16 protein-coding genes are annotated in these 17,441 nt (G+C 64.4%); 10 read left to right on the top strand and 6 right to left on the bottom strand.

Features of this window, described 5'->3' with window-relative positions; all coding sequences use genetic code 11:
- The first annotated feature begins 7 nt into the window (after positions 1 to 7).
- The 8 genes from F0184_RS06895 (at position 8) to F0184_RS06860 (ending at position 9,717) form a co-directional block, all read left to right on the top strand.
- The gene (locus F0184_RS06895) at positions 8 to 661 is read left to right on the top strand and encodes a DUF2848 domain-containing protein (protein WP_150495426.1); all 654 of its coding nucleotides are present in this window, start codon (positions 8 to 10) and stop codon (positions 659 to 661) included.
- A gap of 237 nt (positions 662 to 898) precedes the next feature.
- Positions 899 to 1,885, top strand: a complete 987-nt coding sequence (locus F0184_RS06890; protein WP_150495425.1) for a TAXI family TRAP transporter solute-binding subunit — start codon at positions 899 to 901, stop codon at positions 1,883 to 1,885.
- Entirely contained in the window at positions 1,882 to 2,343 is a 462-nt protein-coding gene (locus F0184_RS06885) for a DUF1850 domain-containing protein (RefSeq protein WP_244299020.1), read from the top strand. The genes F0184_RS06890 and F0184_RS06885 overlap by 4 nt, the downstream gene beginning before the upstream one ends.
- 4 nt (positions 2,344 to 2,347) lie before the next feature.
- Complete coding sequence (locus F0184_RS06880; protein ID WP_150495424.1) at positions 2,348 to 4,366, top strand: TRAP transporter permease; 2,019 nt, start codon at positions 2,348 to 2,350, stop codon at positions 4,364 to 4,366.
- Positions 4,367 to 4,422: 56 nt separating this feature from the next.
- A complete protein-coding gene (locus tag F0184_RS06875; protein WP_172972014.1) occupies positions 4,423 to 6,159 on the top strand; it encodes a sensor histidine kinase in 1,737 nt (578 codons plus the stop codon).
- The gene (locus F0184_RS06870; protein ID WP_150495422.1) at positions 6,156 to 7,505 is read left to right on the top strand and encodes a sigma-54-dependent transcriptional regulator; all 1,350 of its coding nucleotides are present in this window, start codon (positions 6,156 to 6,158) and stop codon (positions 7,503 to 7,505) included. The genes F0184_RS06875 and F0184_RS06870 overlap by 4 nt, the downstream gene beginning before the upstream one ends.
- 284 nt (positions 7,506 to 7,789) lie before the next feature.
- Positions 7,790 to 8,842, top strand: a complete 1,053-nt coding sequence (gene dusA / locus F0184_RS06865) for a tRNA dihydrouridine(20/20a) synthase DusA (RefSeq protein WP_150495421.1) — start codon at positions 7,790 to 7,792, stop codon at positions 8,840 to 8,842.
- Between the two features lie 44 nt (positions 8,843 to 8,886).
- The gene (locus F0184_RS06860) at positions 8,887 to 9,717 is read left to right on the top strand and encodes a sulfite exporter TauE/SafE family protein (RefSeq protein ID WP_150495420.1); all 831 of its coding nucleotides are present in this window, start codon (positions 8,887 to 8,889) and stop codon (positions 9,715 to 9,717) included.
- 83 nt (positions 9,718 to 9,800) lie between these two features.
- On the opposite strand, the gene F0184_RS06855 is transcribed toward F0184_RS06860, so the two are convergent.
- From F0184_RS06855 to cobS, 4 genes are all read right to left on the bottom strand, one after another.
- The gene (locus F0184_RS06855; protein ID WP_150495419.1) at positions 9,801 to 10,514 is read right to left on the bottom strand and encodes a retropepsin-like aspartic protease family protein; all 714 of its coding nucleotides are present in this window, start codon (positions 10,512 to 10,514) and stop codon (positions 9,801 to 9,803) included.
- A 3-nt stretch (positions 10,515 to 10,517) separates the two neighbouring features.
- The gene (locus F0184_RS06850; protein WP_244299017.1) at positions 10,518 to 10,724 is read right to left on the bottom strand and encodes a DUF1289 domain-containing protein; all 207 of its coding nucleotides are present in this window, start codon (positions 10,722 to 10,724) and stop codon (positions 10,518 to 10,520) included.
- A gap of 7 nt (positions 10,725 to 10,731) precedes the next feature.
- Positions 10,732 to 11,973, bottom strand: coding sequence for an alpha/beta hydrolase (locus F0184_RS06845; protein ID WP_150495418.1), 1,242 nt, complete (start codon positions 11,971 to 11,973; stop codon positions 10,732 to 10,734).
- Between the two features lie 92 nt (positions 11,974 to 12,065).
- Positions 12,066 to 12,917, bottom strand: coding sequence for an adenosylcobinamide-GDP ribazoletransferase (gene cobS / locus F0184_RS06840; protein WP_150495417.1), 852 nt, complete (start codon positions 12,915 to 12,917; stop codon positions 12,066 to 12,068).
- Between the two features lie 103 nt (positions 12,918 to 13,020).
- On the opposite strand from cobS, the gene cobT reads away from it, so the two are divergent.
- Positions 13,021 to 14,049, top strand: a complete 1,029-nt coding sequence (gene cobT, locus F0184_RS06835; RefSeq protein ID WP_150495416.1) for a nicotinate-nucleotide--dimethylbenzimidazole phosphoribosyltransferase — start codon at positions 13,021 to 13,023, stop codon at positions 14,047 to 14,049.
- A 39-nt stretch (positions 14,050 to 14,088) separates the two neighbouring features.
- Here the strand turns inward: cobT and F0184_RS06830 are convergent, their stop codons facing one another.
- Complete coding sequence (locus F0184_RS06830) at positions 14,089 to 15,645, bottom strand: sensor histidine kinase (RefSeq protein WP_150495415.1); 1,557 nt, start codon at positions 15,643 to 15,645, stop codon at positions 14,089 to 14,091.
- Between the two features lie 113 nt (positions 15,646 to 15,758).
- Between F0184_RS06830 and F0184_RS06825 the strand changes: the two genes are divergently transcribed.
- Entirely contained in the window at positions 15,759 to 16,463 is a 705-nt protein-coding gene (locus tag F0184_RS06825; RefSeq protein ID WP_244299014.1) for a uracil-DNA glycosylase family protein, read from the top strand.
- Here the strand turns inward: F0184_RS06825 and F0184_RS06820 are convergent.
- Complete coding sequence (locus tag F0184_RS06820; RefSeq protein ID WP_150495413.1) at positions 16,442 to 17,386, bottom strand: sulfurtransferase; 945 nt, start codon at positions 17,384 to 17,386, stop codon at positions 16,442 to 16,444. The two genes, F0184_RS06825 and F0184_RS06820, sit on opposite strands and share 22 nt — an antisense overlap.
- Between the last annotated feature and the right edge of the window lie 55 nt (positions 17,387 to 17,441).

Here is a 17,441-nt window from a genome sequence, read left to right as displayed (position 1 = left end):
AGTGGTCATGGAGTTTCAAACCGAACGGGGTATGCTGTCCTGCGCGCCGTCCCGCCTGATCGTTGCAGGCTGGACCGGCCGGGACACGGCGGCTGTGGATCATCATATCGCTGAATTGGCTGCACTCGGCGTGCCCGCACCATCCAGTGTGCCGCTCTATTATCAGTGCGCGCCCGCTCTGCTGACCCAAGAGCCCGCGATCCAGGTCCTTGGAACGGGAAGTTCCGGCGAGGCGGAGCCATTCTTGCTCCGGCAGGACGGCACGATCTGGATCGGGCTTGGCTCCGATCACACCGATCGGGATCTCGAAACCTATTCCGTCGCCCATTCGAAGCAGATCTGCGCCAAGCCAGTGGCCGGTACCCTCTGGCCTCTCGAGGAAGTGGCGGACCGGTTGGATAGCCTGAAACTCCAGTCCTGGATCTTGGAAAACGGAAGCTGGGTCCTCTACCAGGACGGTACGCTGGCCGCGATCCGTCCGCTCACGGAGCTGATGGCGGGCGCCGGATTCGGCGACGGCGATGCGATGCTGTGCGGCACGCTTCCGGCCGTCGGCGGCGTTCGGCCGGCCGCCGGTTTCAAGATGGCCCTGACCGATCCGGTAGCCGCGCGGTCCATTGAATGGGCGTATCAGACGCGGGTTTTGGACGTGGTGGGCTGACAAGGCTTGAAGCGGCCTCCTGTCCCGACTTAGGGTATGTCTGCGGACGCTGCGAAAAAGGGCGGCCGTCGCACCCGGTTCCGGCCCCTGGCGGGATCTTGCGTTCGGCGTGGCGATCCCTTGCCACGGAATTCCCACTTCACGTCAAAAAAACATCCAACTTTGTCGGCAAATCTGGAAAATTGTTGCGGTCGAAAGAAAAATGCGTGACGACAGGTTTGTCTTTGGGAGGACAGCATGAAAAAGACACTACTTCGCGGGCCGAAGGGCCTGATTGCAACGGCTGCGCTGATCGCGTTTGGTTTCGGTGCTCCGGCGCTGGCGCAAAGCCAGCTCTCGATTGCCACCGGCGGAACCGGCGGCGTTTACTACCCGATGGGCGGCGGCCTCGCAGAGGTGATCAACAACCATGTTGACGGCTATTCCGCCGCTGCCGAGGTCACCGGGGCGTCGGTTGAGAACATGGGTCTCGTGGCCACGGGCGACGCGGATCTGGGGATCGGCTTGGCCGATACGGTGGCGCAGGCCTATACAGGTACCGGCCGGTTCGAGGGCCAGCAGTTGCCGATGATTCGCGGTCTGGCCTCGCTCTATGCCAACATGATCCATATCGTGGCGCTGGAAGGCAGCGGAATTTCTACGCTCGAGGATCTGCGCGGCAAGCGCGTCTCGATCGGTGCGCCCGGTTCCGGCACGGAGGTCAACACCGCCGCGATCCTCGAAGCGAACGGCATCACCTATGACGATATCGAGGAGCAGCGTCTGAACTTCAACGAAACGGCAGACGCGCTGGCCAACGGCGACATTGATGCGGGCTTCTGGTCGGTCGGCGCGCCGACATCGTCGATCCTGAACCTGGCGACGACACAGGACATTGTCATCATCGCCCTGACCGAAGAGCAACTGGCCGCCGCCATGGCCGCCGACAGCACCTTCGCGACGACAACGCTGCCGGCCGGAACCTATAACGGCGTGGACGAGGACATCAAGGTGCTGGGTATTCCCAATGTGCTGACCGTGTCCTCCGAAATGCCGGACGACCTGGCTTATGCGATCACCAGCGCAATGTTCGAAAACATTGCCGAATTGCAGGCAGTCCACCCGGCAGCGAACCAGACCACGGTCGAGTTCACTCTGGCCGCGACGCCGGTGCCGCTGCATCCGGGCGCGATCCGCTACTTCGAGGAAATCGGAGCAGCCATCCCGGACCGCCTGCGTCCGTGAAACAGCTGATGAGAGGAGGGCTTGCAGCCCTCCTCCTGTCCGGCGCAGCGCCGGCCTGCGCGCAGACGCTGGTCGCCGCGCGGGACGACGGTTCCCAGATTGCGCGCTTTGCCATGCCCGAAGGTCAGGGCTGGTGCGTCTTGTGGAACCATTCTGTGCAGGGTTTCCCCGTCACGGACTGCTACGAGAACCGGCAGGGCCGCATGGTTCTGGTCCGCTCGCGCCAGCCCGATTTTGCCGCCGGTCTGGGACATATCCCGGGCCGTGGCCGGCAGGTCTCGGACGGCGAAGGCGGGTATTGGATTCTGGACATCGACGAACCCGTGCCCGGCAACGCCTATGTGCTGCGCCCCGGGGCGGGGCCGGTCGATCATCGGCTTCAGGTTGACGGCAAGATTGTCTCCCTGTCAAAAGCCGCCGCGCGCCAGAGGGTGCGCATTGAATTGAGGAGAGAGTGACGCGATGGTGAATGACACCGAAGGTCAACGGCTTCAGCGTCCACAACCCCGGCTCGTGCTGCGGGTCATCGCCGTGGTCGGCATCGCATTGTCGCTGTTCCAGCTTTGGGCGGCCGGCGTGCAGCCCCTGGGCCTGTTTTACCAACGGCCCATCCATCTGGGCTTCATTCTCGTCCTGTGTTTTCTGATCTACCCTGTTTTTGGCGGCCATCGACCGCGCGGGGTTGTGGGGTGGATCATTGACGGTTCACTGATCGCCGCCTCCATCGTCGTGGGCGCTTGGCTTCCCGTGAACATCGATATCATCGCCAACCAGGTCTTTCCGCGCGACATCGATGTCTGGATCGGTCTGTTGACTATGGCCGTGGTGCTCGAGGGCGCACGCCGCGCGGTGGGCCTTGGCATGACGATCATCGGAGCGGTGTTCATTGTCTATGCTTTCGCGGGTAACCGGGGCGAGTTGCCGTTCCTCGCGGACTGGATGCCGGGCATCTTGAACCATCGCGGCTATTCCCTCGACCGGCTGGCCAGCCAGATGACGCTGGGGGCGGAAGGCATCTACGGTATTCCGCTTGGCGTCGCCGCGACATTCGTCTTCATCTTCGTGCTGTTCGGCGCGTTTCTTGAGGTGACTGGCGCCGGCAAGTTCTTTATCGATCTTGCCTATGCCGCCACGGGGCGCCAGCGCGGCGGTCCGGCCAAGGCCGCGGTCATCGCGTCGGCCGGCATGGGCTCCATTTCCGGCTCGGCCATCGCCAATGTCGTCACCACCGGTGCCTTCACGATACCTCTGATGAAGCGGCTGGGGTACCGGCCCGCGCAAGCAGGGGGGATCGAGGCCGCCGCCTCCACGGGCGGCCAGATCATGCCGCCGCTGATGGGCGCAGGCGCCTTCCTCATGTCCGAATTCACCCGGATGCCCTATGTCGACATCGTCCTCGTGTCGATCTTTCCGGCCATGCTTTACTTCGGCGCGGTCTATCTCCTGGTACATATTGCCGCGGTGAAACAGGGCATGACCGGGATGACTGCCGAGGAACTGCCCAGCGTGCGCAGCGTTCTGGCCGAGGGCTGGCATTTCCTGTTGCCGCTGGTGGCGCTGGTGGGTCTCTTGGTCGCGGGCTTTTCGCCCATGCGCGTCGGGTTCTATGCCATCGTCGCGATCGCCGCCGCCGCCGCCGCCCGCGCGCTGTGGGTGTTCTCCACGGATGGGCCCACAATGGCGAAATTCCTTGCGCTCTGCGGCAGGGGGGTGTCCCTGACGCTTCAGGCGCTGGAGTTGGGCGCGCGCAACGCCGTTGCCGTCTCGATGGCCTGCGCGGTGGCCGGGATCATTGTCGGCGTGGTCGGGCTGACGGGTCTTGGGCTCAAATTCTCGGCCATGATGATCGCGTTTTCGGGCGGCAACCTGATCCTGGCGATCCTGCTGGTCGCCATCGCCAGCCTGATCCTCGGCATGGGCCTGCCGGTGACGGCGGCTTACATCGTTCTCATCATTCTTGTCGGTCCCGCACTGACGCAGGAGTTCGGCATTCCGATCCTGATCGCTCACCTGCTGGTGTTCTGGTATTCGCAGGACAGCAACGTCACGCCCCCCGTGGCGCTCGCGGGCTTTGCCGGGGCGGCGATCGCCGGATCGAAACCGATGGAGACCAGCGTTCAGGCGTGGAAATACGCCAAGGGTCTTTATCTCATTCCGCTGTTCATGGTCTTCAACGAGGAGATCATCCTCGGCGGACCGCTTCCCCTGGTTCTTTGGGGCGGCTTCATCGCCATCGTCGCCCTGGTCGGTTTCGCTGCAGCGTTGGAGGGATTCTTGTTCCGCGCCATGGCGCTCTGGCAAAGGGTGCTCATCGTGCCCGGGGTCATCGCCTGTTTCTGGCCCGACCTGATCGTGGAGATAGTGGGAGCCATCCTCATCATCGGCATTCTCCTGTTGAACAGGGCACAGGCCCGGATGGAGTCCAGCCGGCCAAAGGCGCTGGCCCCAGGCGGCAATGCCCGTCCCCCGGAACCTTCATGACGCAAGCCGGCGCGGGGCGATTGCGGCCGCGCCGCGCGGCGGGTGCGAATGATGCCATGACATTTGCGCGTCCGATTGCCCTTGCCCTGCTTCCGGCGCTTCTGGCGTGGTTCGTCGCGCAGTCGATCGGTCTTGGATCGGCCCGGCAGGGGCTTGATCAAACGCTGCTTCTGACCACCCGCGCGGTCGAGGCCGAGGTGGAGCGTCTGCGCGCCTTGCCGGCCGTGGCGGCCGAGGATGCACGCATCCGGGCGGCCCTTGCAGGGACCGGCTCCTTGCGGGACGCCAACAACTATCTTGAGCACATCGCAGCCCATGCGGGTGCGGATGAGCTTTTTCTCATTGATGGCGAGGGGCTGACCATCGCGGCCTCGAACTGGAACCGGCCGGGCAGTTTCGTGGGCGAGAACTACGCCTTCCGGCCCTATTTCCAGGATGCGTTGAGCGCCGGGCGCGGCCAGTTCTATGCCATTGGCGTGACCACGGGCGTGCCCGGCTATTTCCTGTCCGCCCGGGTCGAGGTTGGGCAAACGCTGGGTGTTCTGGTGGTGAAGCTTGACCTGCGCCCGCTGCAGGACACCTGGCGCGCGGCCGATGCGGATGTGGCTCTGGCCGACGAGCATGGGGTGGTGTTCCTCTCGGCGCGTCCCGACTGGCAGTATCGCCCGCTTCTGGATCTGGCGCCGGAGACACTAGAGCATCTGGTGGCCAGCCGCGCCTATGAAGGCGTGGGCCTCGGCCAAACAGCACCGCTTCTGACGGAGCCGCCCCGTGGTGCGGACGCGGCCGGCGCAGGCTGGATCGCGCGGCTTGGTCCCGTCCCGGCGACTGGCGGGCAGGTCATCGCGGTGCGCCCCACGCGCGGCGTTTATCTCATGGCACTCGGCTGGGCGGTGCTCGCGGCGTTGGCCACCCTGGCCACGGCCGCGGCGGTCAAGGCGCTGGACCAACGCCGCCAGATCGTCGCGTTGCGCTTGTCCCAGTCGGAAAAGCTCGAAGCGATGGTCATCGCCCGGACAGCCGATCTCGCGCGCGAAATCGAGGCCCGCACCCAGGCCGAGGGCGATCTGCGCGCAACACAGGAAGCCCTGATCCACACCGAGAAGATGGCCGCAATGGGCCGCATGTCCGCGGCGATTGTCCACGAGATTAGCCAACCGCTCTCCGCGATGGAGGCGACGCTTGCGGCCGCCGAACTGGGCATGCAACCCGGCGACAGCGGCACGGCCGGCCGGATCGCCAAGGCCCGGGACATGATCCGCCGGATGCAGCGCACCACCAAGCATCTGAAAAGCTTCGCGCGCAAGGATGCGGTGGAACTGACCCTGATTGATCTGCGCGCGCCCGTCAGTTCCGCGCTCGATCTGGTTCTGCCCCGGGCCAAGGCGGTCGGTGTGATACCGGGCCTCACCATGCCCGAGGACCCGGTTCCGGTGATGGCGGGGGTGGTGCGGATCGAGCAGGTCGTCGCGAACCTGCTTCTGAATGCCCTGGATGCGGTTGAAAAGGTTCCCGGCGCCCGGATCGGCGTCACGTTGACCGTGGTGGACCAGGAAGCCCGGATCATGGTCAGGGATACCGGGGCGGGGATTGCCGAAAGCGACCTGCCGCGCGTGACCGAGCCGTTCTTCTCCACCAAACTGACCGGGGAAGGTTTGGGCCTCGGGTTGGCCATCTGCATGGCGATCCTTGCCGATTTCCACGGAATGCTGGACATTTCGTCCGAGCCTGGGCAGGGAACGGTTGTGACGGTAACCCTGCCTTTGGCGCCGACCGGAAAGGGCGCGCGATGACCGCCATCATCAACATCGTCGACGACGATGCCGACCACCTGTCGGCGCTCTGCGATCTGGTTGAGACAGCCGGGCATCAGGTTCGGGCCTTCGGCTCGGCGCAGGCCATGCTCGCCGCTCTGCCCGACCGGGCGGACATGGTGATCAGCGACCTGCGAATGCCGGAGATGGATGGCTTGGGGCTTCTGAAGGCGTTGCGCGCGCGGTCCGTATCCTTGCCCGTGGTGCTGCTGACGGGCCATGGCGATGTGGCCCATGCGGTGGAGGCGATCCGCGCCGGGGCCGAGGATTTCCTGGAAAAGCCTTACGATTCGGCCCACCTCCTGTCTGTTATTCGGCGTACGCTCGACGCGCAGACGGCCCGCAACGAGGTCGCCCGTCTGCAGCAGGTGCTCGCCGAACGGGACAAGGCGGCCATTCTTGGCGCGTCCCGCGCCATGCGCGGCCTGCGCGCCCGGATCGCGACGCTCGCCTCGGTCGATCTGGACGTTGTCATCACCGGAGAGACCGGCACCGGCAAGGAACTCGCCGCGCGGGCGATCCATGCCGACAGTGCCCGCAGCGAGGGGCCCTTCGTCGCTCTGAACTGTGCGGTTCTTTCCGAGGCCTCTGCGGAGACCATCTTGTTCGGTCACGGGGCGGGCGTGTTCGCCCATGATGCCGGGGGGCGCGCGGGCAAGCTCGAAGCAGCCCATGGCGGCACCTTGATGCTGGACGAAGTCGAGACCATGCCGCCGACGATCCAGGCCAAGCTCTTGCGGGTCCTTCAGGAGCGCATGGTCGAGCGGATCGGAGAGACAAGGCCGCGCCCGCTCGACATCCGCGTGATCGCGACCACCAAGAAGCCTCTGAGGCTGATCGACGGATTCCGGTCCGACCTTTTCTACCGTCTCGCCGGGACAGAACTCGCCACTCCGACCTTGCGGGAAGCCGGCGAGGATATTCCGTTGATCTTCGCGCATTACGCCCAGCTTGCCGCCCGCCGCTACGGCCGTCCCGACCCGGAAGTGCCCTGGCTGCTCCAGCAGCGGCTGAAGCGCCTGGCCTGGCCCGGCAATGTCCGGGAACTGAAAGCCAGCGCCGAAGCCTACGCGCTGGGATTGTCGGAAATCTCCGGTGGGTCGCCCGCGTCCGGCCCGGCCCCGGCCCAGGCACCTGGCCCGGCGACTCTTGCCGACCGGGTCGCCGATTTCGAGGCGCGTGAAATCGCGGCCGTGCTCGATGCCCATGGGGGCAATACCCTGCGCGCGGCCGAAACGCTGGGCATTCCGCGCCGGACCCTCAATGACAAGATGCGCCGGTACGGGCTCTCCTCCGATCAAGGCGCCGCCGGGGGCGGGTCATGAGGGGCGCATCGGCCTTTTTGCCGTTGTCCGGCGGATCCGCCTTGCGCCTGGGCGCGCTCTGACCCGGCAGCTTGGCTCTTTCGCTTGGCCATGGCCGCTTGGGTCCGGTCCGTTTCCCCCGAAACGCCGCCCCCCGAAACGCCGCCCCGAAACGTTGCCCACTCAGACCGCGCGCCCATCTTCTGCTGTGGTGTTGGTCCTGCGGTCTTGTGCTGGTATAGGGGGCCGGTTGTGGGACACGGCGCGCGGCAACGGATCGTCGCGGCGGAACGGAGCGAAGTGCAATGACTGAGAAGCGGCAGGTTTCCTATGATCTGAACGATTCCGCCATTCCCCGCTTTTCCGTCGCCCCCATGATGGACTGGACGGACAGGCACTGCAGGAGCTTTCACCGGCAGTTGAGCCGTCATGCGCTGCTTTATACGGAAATGGTGACAACGGGCGCGGTGATCCACGGCGACCGGGACAAGCTTCTCGGATTTTCGCCGGGCGAGCATCCGGTCGCCTTTCAACTTGGCGGCTCCGATCCGGCCGATATGGCGGCGTCGGCCCGGATCGTCGCGCAATTCGGCTATGACGAGGTGAACATCAATTGCGGATGCCCCTCCGACCGGGTGCAGTCCGGCAGCTTTGGCGCGTGCCTGATGCGCGAGCCGGAGACCGTGGCCGCCTGCGTTTCGGAAATGAAGACGGCGGTCTCGATCCCGGTCACCGTCAAATGCCGGATCGGGGTTGACGAACAGGACACCGAACAGGCCCTCGATGCCATGGCCGCGGCGGTTTTCGCCGCGGGCGCCGACGGCCTTTGGGTGCATGCGCGCAAGGCCTGGCTGCAAGGCCTCAGCCCAAAGGAAAACCGGGATGTTCCCCCGCTTGACTATGACCGTGTCCTGCGGCTGAAAAAACAGTATCCCGACAAGTTCATCGGGCTCAATGGCGGGCTCGCCAGCCTCGAGGCGGCCGAACCCTTCGTCGGACCGCTTGATGGGGTTATGCTCGGCCGTGCCGCCTATCACGATCCGGCGCTTCTGGGGGCGGTCGACCGGCGGCTCTACGGGGCTGGGACCGGCGATGTCACGCCCTGGCAGGCGGTGGAGCGGTTCCTGCCCTATGTCGAGGCCGAACTCGTCAAGGGCACGAAGCTGTCGAACATTACACGCCATATGCTCGGCCTGTTCCATGGCCGGCCTGGTGCCCGTTCCTGGCGGCGCATCCTGACGGTGGAGGCGATCAAGCCGGGGGCGGGGCCCGAAGTGGTCGAAAAGGCCCTTGCCGCTGTCACGGCTCCGGGACAAGGTCGCTCCGTGGCCGGGAATCGCTCGGACCACGCCGCCTGACCTGACTTTGGCTTTTCCGGCCGCCCGCGCGAAAGCACCCGATCATGGAATTCAGTCTGCTCACCGGCGAAGCCCTGGGGCTCGGCCTCGCCCTCGTCGCATCCGGCCTTCTGGCGGGGTTTCTCGCCGGTCTGTTCGGGATCGGCGGTGGCGCTGTGCTGGTGCCCGTTCTCTACCAGTTCCTGAGCTTCTTGAACGTTGACGAAAGCGTGCGAATGCATGTGGCGGTGGCGACGTCGCTGGCCATCATCGTGCCCACGTCCACCCGCTCGTTTCTGGCGCACAAGAAGCGCGGCGCCGTGGACCTTCAGTTGCTGAAGACCTGGCTGATCCCGCTGCCATTGGGCGTGATCGCGGCCGCCCTCGTCGCGGCCTCCGTTTCCGGAACGGGCTTGAAGGCGATCTTTGCGGTTATCGCCCTTGTTCTCGGCCTTCGCATGTTGCTTGACCGGCCCCATTGGCGGCTCGGCACGGATATTCCCGGCAATCCGGTCCGCGCGGTGTGCGGTTTTCTGATCGGCCTGTTTTCCACCCTCATGGGGATCGGTGGCGGGGTGATGAACAACACCTTCATGACGCTGTACGGGCGGCCGATCCATCAGGCGGTGGCGACCTCGTCCGGCACCGGCCTGATGATCTCCATTCCCGGAACCATCGGGCTTATTTGGGCGGGCTGGGGCGCGGCCGGCCTGCCGGCCTTTTCCGCCGGCTATGTGAACCTGCTGGGCGTGGCGCTGATCATTCCGGTCACCACCTTCGCCGCCCCCTTTGGCGTGCGCGCGGCCCATGCCCTGTCCCGGCGCACCATGGAGATCTGTTTCGGGGTTTTCCTGCTGCTCGTTGCCGCGCGGTTCTTCGCGAGTGTGTTCGCTTAGCGGAATTCCCGGTGAACCCGAAACACCAAGCTTCGATCTGACGGGCAAGGTCTGCGCGCGTTCCTGAGATGTCAGGAGATGCCCTAAGGCGAGAGGATGAGCCGGTCGCCCTCAATCCGCCAGCTTTGCAGCCGGTCGAGGGCGGTCATGCCGAACAGGCTGGTTTCGAGCGATCCCTCGCGCGCCACGAAGGCCCGGACATTGGGAAAGTGCGCGTCCCCCACCTTCAGGTCCTCGATCCGCACAGGAGCGACCAGGGTGCGGCCGTTGGCGGTGGACACCGGCACACGGAAGGACAGATCCGCGTCCTTGAACCCGGCGCGGCGGGCGTCCTCCAGGGTCAACACGACGGCGCTGGCTCCGGTGTCGAGGAGGAACGGAATGCGCGCGCCATTGGCCCGGCCATCCAGCATGAAGTGGCCGCTCGCATCGCGCACGATCAGGATCGTGCCGTCCGGCTGGGAAACGGCAAGCCCGGGCGCCAGCGCGCCGAGAACCCGGTATCCGCCTTGCACAAGGTCGTGGCGAAAGGTGTATCCCACCACCAGAATGGCGGCGAGCCCGCCCCAGAACAAGGTGGCGCGGAGGATGTCCTTCACTTTGGGCTGGCCGAACAGCAGGCTCGCAACGAAAACGGCGGCCAGGGCTGACAGGGCGGCAAGCCGGGGACCTGTCTGGTCGAAATCAAGCTCTTCCGGCGATGCTGGCCAATCGACCAGGGCATACACCCCGGCGCCCGCGATGACACAGATCAGGACCGCAAGAACGATACCCCGGATCGGGTTGCTGCCACGCATGGCCTAACCCGCGGCGAAAGCAAGCCGCCTGCGGTCGAGATCGTTCATCACCTGGTCCCGTTGGGCATCGGTCAGCCGGGCCCATGTGGCGATCTCCTCAAGCGTGCGGAAGCACCCGAGGCACAGACGGGAGGGTTCGTCGATTTTGCAGACTTTGATACAGGGCGATTTCATAGGCTGGATATAGCTGTCGAACTGTGGCGGCGCCAAGGCCGCGTCAGCGGTTTCCGGTGGCAAGGGCGATGGGTGCGGTGATGAGTGTGATCGGCAAGGTCACGGCAATCTGGGCGGTTGATCCGACAAAGGCTCCCAGATTCGAACCGGCCGAGGTCAGGGCATCGCCCTGGTTTGGATGGATTTCTGTCACGTTGGCTTGAAACAGGGCCGATCGCAGTTCGGGGGTAAATTCGGCAAGCTGGGCAAACTTTCCGTGATTGGCGGCATCGTCGCCTTTGAGACCCGTCAGATCGACCACGACAGCGCCAAGTTCTGCGAGTTCTTCGTCATTGGAATAGGCCCCAACGCGTTCTTTGCCGCCAGCGATGGCCCGCGACGCGCGCAAGGCGCGGTCGTCCCGAGATACGACCACGATATAGGGTGTTTCCGGCTTTCCCATCCGACGCAGTTGGGCCTTGAACAAGTCGATGTCGATGTCGGGCGCCGCCATCACGACATGGTCAACCTTGCGCATAAGCTTGTCGCGCTCTTGCCTGGGCACACGGGCGCCGGTTTCCAGGAGAAGCCAGTTGCCCATCGAATGGGCCATGATGACAATATTTTCGGCCTTGCTCTCGGCTGCAATCCGCACCGTTCGTTCCAGCGAATCCCGCGCGATCGCGGCGCTGTTCAAATCATAAACGTAATCCTGAAGCTGACCGCGGGAGGCCCAGGTGAACAGCAGTGGCACTCCGGGAAATTCGGCATCATGGATAAACTGTGTGAAACGGTAGAGGCCCTCGGCAAAGTTGGTGTTGTAGCCGTGGATGAAGATGAAGATTGTCCGCTCGCCCTTCGGACGCTGTGCCAAGCTATTGTTCAACCGGGTTGTGAACGCCGCTTCGCTGTCAATATAGGACGCGCCGCGTGCAACGAATTCGGTTTGAGGATCGCCGGGAAAGGTGGCGGGCCACTCGATCTTGCCGGGCTGGTGGTTGGGTGGCACGGAGATCTGCGCTTCGGCGAAATCCAGTCCTGCCTCCCGCCGCTCGCCGTTGAAATAGGTGTCGGGCCGGTCGTCGCGGGCCCGGGTTGTCGCGATCAGGATATCGTGGACCCTTGCTTCGGGCGCCGGTGCTGTGTTGATCGCGAGAGCGCCTTCACCGGGTCTTGTGCCGCAGGCGGCCACGATCAGACACATCAAGATGGCGGCCAAAAGCCGCCAGCGGTTGATGACCTTGCCGCATCTATGGCCGGGCGGGACCGATCCGGGTGGAACGAATTGAACGAGTTGGATCGGCATTCGGGTTCTCTTGCATGATCTTTGCGCGATCCGTTGCAGGTTTCCGGCGGCAGCGCAACGCCAAAAGGCGGGTGGCCACAGATCTGAAGCCATCATGGCAGCACAAGCACACCGGTCAGGAACCCGAGGAAACCGGCCTGCTGGACCGCCCCCAGAACATCACCAGTCATCCCGCCGATCTTGGCAATTGCGAGCTGGCCGAATCCGAATGCCGCAGCCATCGCGAGCAGGGCGCCGAGGCCGGTTGCAAGGAAGCCGGACTCTATCAACACCGGAACTAGGCAAAGCAGACCGATCCCCAATGCATGAACCGTTGTGTTTCGGGAGGGTTGCCCGAACCGGGCGCCAAGCCCGCCGGGCCGGGCCGGGGGTAGCCGGTGCCATTGCCACACCATGAGCGCGCGGGACAGGGCCGCCGCCGCGAGCACACTCAACATTGCATCGGCGCTCCCGTATCGCATCAAAAGCTCGGCAATCAGCGCCGTGTTCAGTCCAAGGGTCAGGATCAGCGCGATGGCGCCAAAGGCGCCGATGCGGCTGTCTTTCATGATTTCAAGGCGCCTTTCGGGCGTCGCGCCGCCAAAAAAACCGTCTGCGGAATCCGACAGGCCGTCTTCATGAAGGGCGCCCGTAACGGCGGTCAAACCCGCCACAACCAGGACGGCCACCGCATAGGCTGGCAAGGCTGTGGCACCAAGCGCCAAACCCAGTGCCGCCGCCGGCACGGCGACGAAAAGACCTGCCAGCGGCGCGGCCCGCGCGCTGCGAGTGAAGTCGGGCAGGGAGGCGGGATCGTCCAGGCTGTTGACCGGTGGCAGGGGCAGCCTGGAGAAGAAGCGGATACAGGCCGCCGTATCCGCAGCAAAACGAAGGACCGGCAGGAACCGGTGGCCAGCCGCCGGGGCCGGTTTGGGATCTGGGCGAGTCTCAGGGGCTGCAGCCATCGAAGCCGGTCCTGCGCTTGTGTTTTGATCAGCCGCCGTTATAGATCGGCAACCTGAGAACACAAACCCACCCCGTCTGCAGCCCATCTGGAGCGAACGAGCCATGTCCTTGTCCGAAAGCGCTTTGCCCTTCAACGATATCCGGAACCTGGTCAAGTCCATGCCCGGTCCGGATGAAGGCGCAGTGGCCGCGGTTCGGGCACGGGATGCGCAACTGACGAAGCCTGCCGGGTCGCTGGGAAAGCTGGAAGACATTGCCGAATGGCTGGCCGCCTGGTCCGGCAAGGACACCCCAAAGGTCGGGCGCGGACTGGTGGCGATCTTTGCCACAAGCCACGGTGTTGTGGAGGAGGGGGTGTCGGCGTTTCCGGCCGCCGTCAACCGGCAAATGGTTGAAAATTTCGCCGCCGGCGGAGCCGCGATCAACCAGATCTGCCGCAGCTTCGATATCGGGCTCAAGGTATTCGATCTGGCGGTGGATCTGCCGACACCCAGCATCGCCCGCGAGGACGCCATGGATGAACCCAATTGCGCGGCGACGATGGCTTACGGCATGGAGGCGCTGGCCGGCGGTATCGACCTGATCTGTCTCGGGGAGATGGGGATCGGCAACACCACCGTCGCCGCGGCGATTTTCCACGCCCTTTTCGGCGGAGAGCCCGAGGAGTGGGTGGGCCGGGGCACCGGGGTCGATGATGAGGGATTGAAACGCAAGGCCGGGGCCGTTCGCGCGGCAGTCGCCCGGCTCGGTCCGGAGCGCGACCCGCTGGAAGTGCTGCGCCGCGTCGGCGGCCGGGAAATCGCGGCCATGGCGGGGCTGATCATCGCTGCGCGCCTGCAGCGCGTCCCGGTGATCGTTGATGGCTTCGTCACGACAGCCGCAGCGGCCGTTGTGCACGCGATGGACCCTGAAGGTCTCGATCATTGCCTGTTCGCCCATCTGTCGTCGGAGGCCGCGCATGGGCGGGCGCTCCAGCACATGGGCAAGACGCCGCTGTTCGACTTCGGCATGCGGCTGGGAGAGGGATCCGGTGCGGCTCTGGCCGCCGGTATCGTCAAGGCCGCGGCCGCGACCCATTCGGGCATGGCAACCTTCGACACGGCCGGTGTCTCGGAAAAAAGCGGCGCCTGATTGGCGCAGCATGGGGCGGCCGGTTGCCGTCGATCCAGGTCAGGCCATCCGGCGGGTCGAGGAGGCCGCGAAGTCGGCTTCGTCCGGATCATCGGCCGGGACGGGCTCGGTTGTGTAGTTCATCACCCGCGATTTGGGCAAGGTGACCACGGCTTCCGTGCCATGCCGCAGCTTGGAACGCAGCTTGAACTGGCCGCCATGCATGTTCACCAGGGCCTGCACGATGGACAGGCCGAGGCCGGTGCCCTGTTCCGCGCTCTTGATCGCCATGGAGCCCTGACCGAACGCTTCCATCACCGTCGGGATTTCCTCTTCCGGGATGCCCGGGCCACTGTCGCGAACGGAGACATATTGTCCGCCGCCGGACGTCCAGCCCGCTGTCACCCAGACATCGCCGCCGATCGGGGTGAATTTCACCGCGTTGGACAGCAGATTGAGGATCACCTGGCGCAGAGCTCGCTCGTCGGCCCAGACGTTCGGCAAAGTGATTTCCCTTGCGTCATGAAGGGTGATGTTTCTCGCCTTGGCCCGGATCTGCATCATGGCGATGCATTCGGCGACAATCGGACCCAGGGAGAGGGATTCTTCCTGCAACTCATGCCTGCCGGCCTCGATCCGGGACAGGTCGAGGATCTCGTTGATCAGGTTGAGCAGGTGTTGGCCGGACCCGTGAATGTCTGCCGCGTAGGATTTGTACTGATCATTCTTCATCGCCCCCAGCACCTCGTCCTTCATGACTTCGGAAAAGCCGAGGATCGCGTTCAGCGGGGTGCGCAGCTCGTGACTCATGGTCGCCAGAAATCTGGACTTGGCCATGTTGGCCGCTTCGGCCCGGCGGCGGGATTCGTCCGACAGGGCATTGGCGGTTTCCAGCTCCGCGATCAGATGATCCTTTTCCGCGCGGTATTCCAGAATCGTGTTGGCGTTCTTGATGAGCTGGTTGCCCAGAATCAGGAAGAAGCCTTGCGCCCCGATCGCCATGGCCGCGAGGGTGTAATGGATGGGCGCCGCCAGGGACAGGAAGCTGAAGGTTATCACCAGCGTGATCGGCAACGTGCTGGCGATCAGGGCCTTGGGGATCGTGGCCGATTGCATCGTGTTCATTGCCACGACGATCAGCATGGTCGCGAACTGAAAAACGAGAAAGCCCTCGGCGGTTTCCTCTCGGACAGGCAGGAGGAAGAACATCGCCCAGCTCGTGCCGTAGAGCAGGTCGCCGAGCGCGAACCGGGGCAGCCAGCGCGATTGGGCCCGGGTCTCCGAGGAGGCCCGCTCATAGGTGTTGCAGGTCAGCACCATCAGGCCGTGGGTACCGATCGTGGCCAGACACCAAAGCGCGACCAGGGTCGGTTCGATCCACAGCGTGGAGATGCCGGCCACGATCAGGGCAAGCATCGGGACGGCATAGGCCGCGCTGATCCTTGTGTCTGCGAACAGGTGCAGGCGCTCGAGCGTATACTGGGCGGCCGCCGTGTCCGGCCGGCTGTACCTGGCCCGGCTGTCATGAACTGTCTTTGCGACCTTGCGCCGGCGCATCGCCCGTTGCCGGTTGATGACCGCTCTGCCCTCGTCTGCATTGTCTGACAGTGAATCCATGAAATCGTGTGAACCGGTTGTCGAAGTATTGCATTGACCTTACGCGTTCACTTGTTGTGACTCATCCTTTCTTAAGATCGTCCTCAAACACGTGGTAAATGAAGGGTAAGCATGTGAGGTCGAATTGTTCGGATTTTGCTGGTGGTCTTGAACAGCTTGCAGCCGAAATCCGCGATTGCCGGATCTGTGTCGAGGCCCCGGAGCGTGCGCCGCTGCCGCATGATCCGCGCCCGGTTCTTCAGGTGTCCAGGACGGCCCGGCTGTGCATTTGCGGCCAGGCACCCGGTACCCGCGTTCATCGCAGCGGGCGGCCGTTCACCGATCCGTCCGGCGACCGGCTGAGAAGCTGGATGGGCATTGGCCCGGACCTCTTTTATGACCCGGATCGTCTGGCCATCGTGCCGATGGGCTTTTGTTTTCCCGGCCTCGACGCCAAGGGGGGCGATTTGCCGCCGCGCCCGGAATGCCGCAAGGCCTGGCATGATCAGCTCTTTGCGGCGATGCCGCAGATCGAGCTGGTGCTGGTGATCGGCCAATATGCGCAGGCCTATCACCTGGGCACGCGCCGTCGCAAAAGCCTGACGGAAACCGTTGCCAACTGGCGGGACTACTGGGAAGAGGCCCCGGAGCCGGGCAAGCCACGCGTCCTGCCCCTGCCGCATCCGTCCTGGCGGAACAATGCCTGGCTGAAGAAGAACCGCTGGTTCGAAACCGATCTCTTGCCCGTTCTGCGAAACGAAATCGCCCGGCTGCTTGGGCCGGGCGATGGTGATAGGGGCGGAACGTGCATGGATGTTCAGTTGGCGGCCGGGACCTGAGGAGCCGCGACCGGAAGGTCGGCGCGCTGGCTCCAGCCGACGATGCTGTCGTCATAGAGCGTCACGTTGTCCTTGCCCAAAACCTCCCGCAGGACGAACCAGTTGGTGGCGGCCCAATGGCCGGTGTTGCAATAGGACACAATATCTTCCTCCGTCTCCCGCAGGTTGGCCGGCAGGAGGGCCGCGATCTCAGACAGCGGCTTTAACCGGTTGGCCTGCGCGTCGTAGAAGGAGGCGTTGTCCAGGTGCTGGGCGCCCGGAATGTGCCCGAAGCGGGTTGCCTTGTCGTGTTTCTTTGCGCCGAGAAACTGCTCTTCCGGCCGGCCGTCGATCAGGATCGTTGACGTATTGATCCGCCCGGCCACCTCGTCGGTGGAGATGATCAGGTCCTGGTTCGGCTCGGCCACGAACAAGGCGCTCTGGGGCTGCACGTTGCCAGCCTCCAGCGTCCGTTCCTCCGCGACCCAAGCCTTGTGGCCGCCGTCGAGGATCGCGACAGATTCATGGCCCAGATACTTGAAGGTCCAATAGATGCGCGCGGCGGCGCCGAATTCCGTGTGCGATGTGCCGGCCGGAACGATCACGACAGTCTTGTCCTCGTCGACACCCAGGTTTGACAGCTCCGCTTCGAGTGTCGAAATGCTCGGAACGACCCCCACGACCCCGTCGCGGGAGGTGCGCCAGAACCCTGGATAAGGGCTCCACAGGGCGCCCGGGATATGGCCCTTCAGGTAGTCATCCTTGCCGGATTTGGCCATCTCGGAGCGGATGTCCAGCACGAGGAGGTTTTCGTTTCCGATATTGTCTTCCAGCCACTGGGTGGAGACAAGAGGGGTCACCCCGGACACGGTCGCGTGGGCCGCCGCCGGCAGGGCGATCAGGGCAGCGGCGAGGGCGGCTGCGATGCGCTTGAAGACAACCATATCGATCTCCATGGATCTATTTGAAAAAAAATTCTTCTGGGGCGGGTTATTTGAC

It is taken from the genome of Roseibium aquae, from assembly GCF_008711285.1.
Classification (GTDB): Bacteria; Pseudomonadota; Alphaproteobacteria; order Rhizobiales; family Stappiaceae; genus Roseibium; species Roseibium aquae.
Note: the sequence above shows the minus strand (reverse complement) of the source record. Positions and strands in the feature narration are given on the sequence as shown.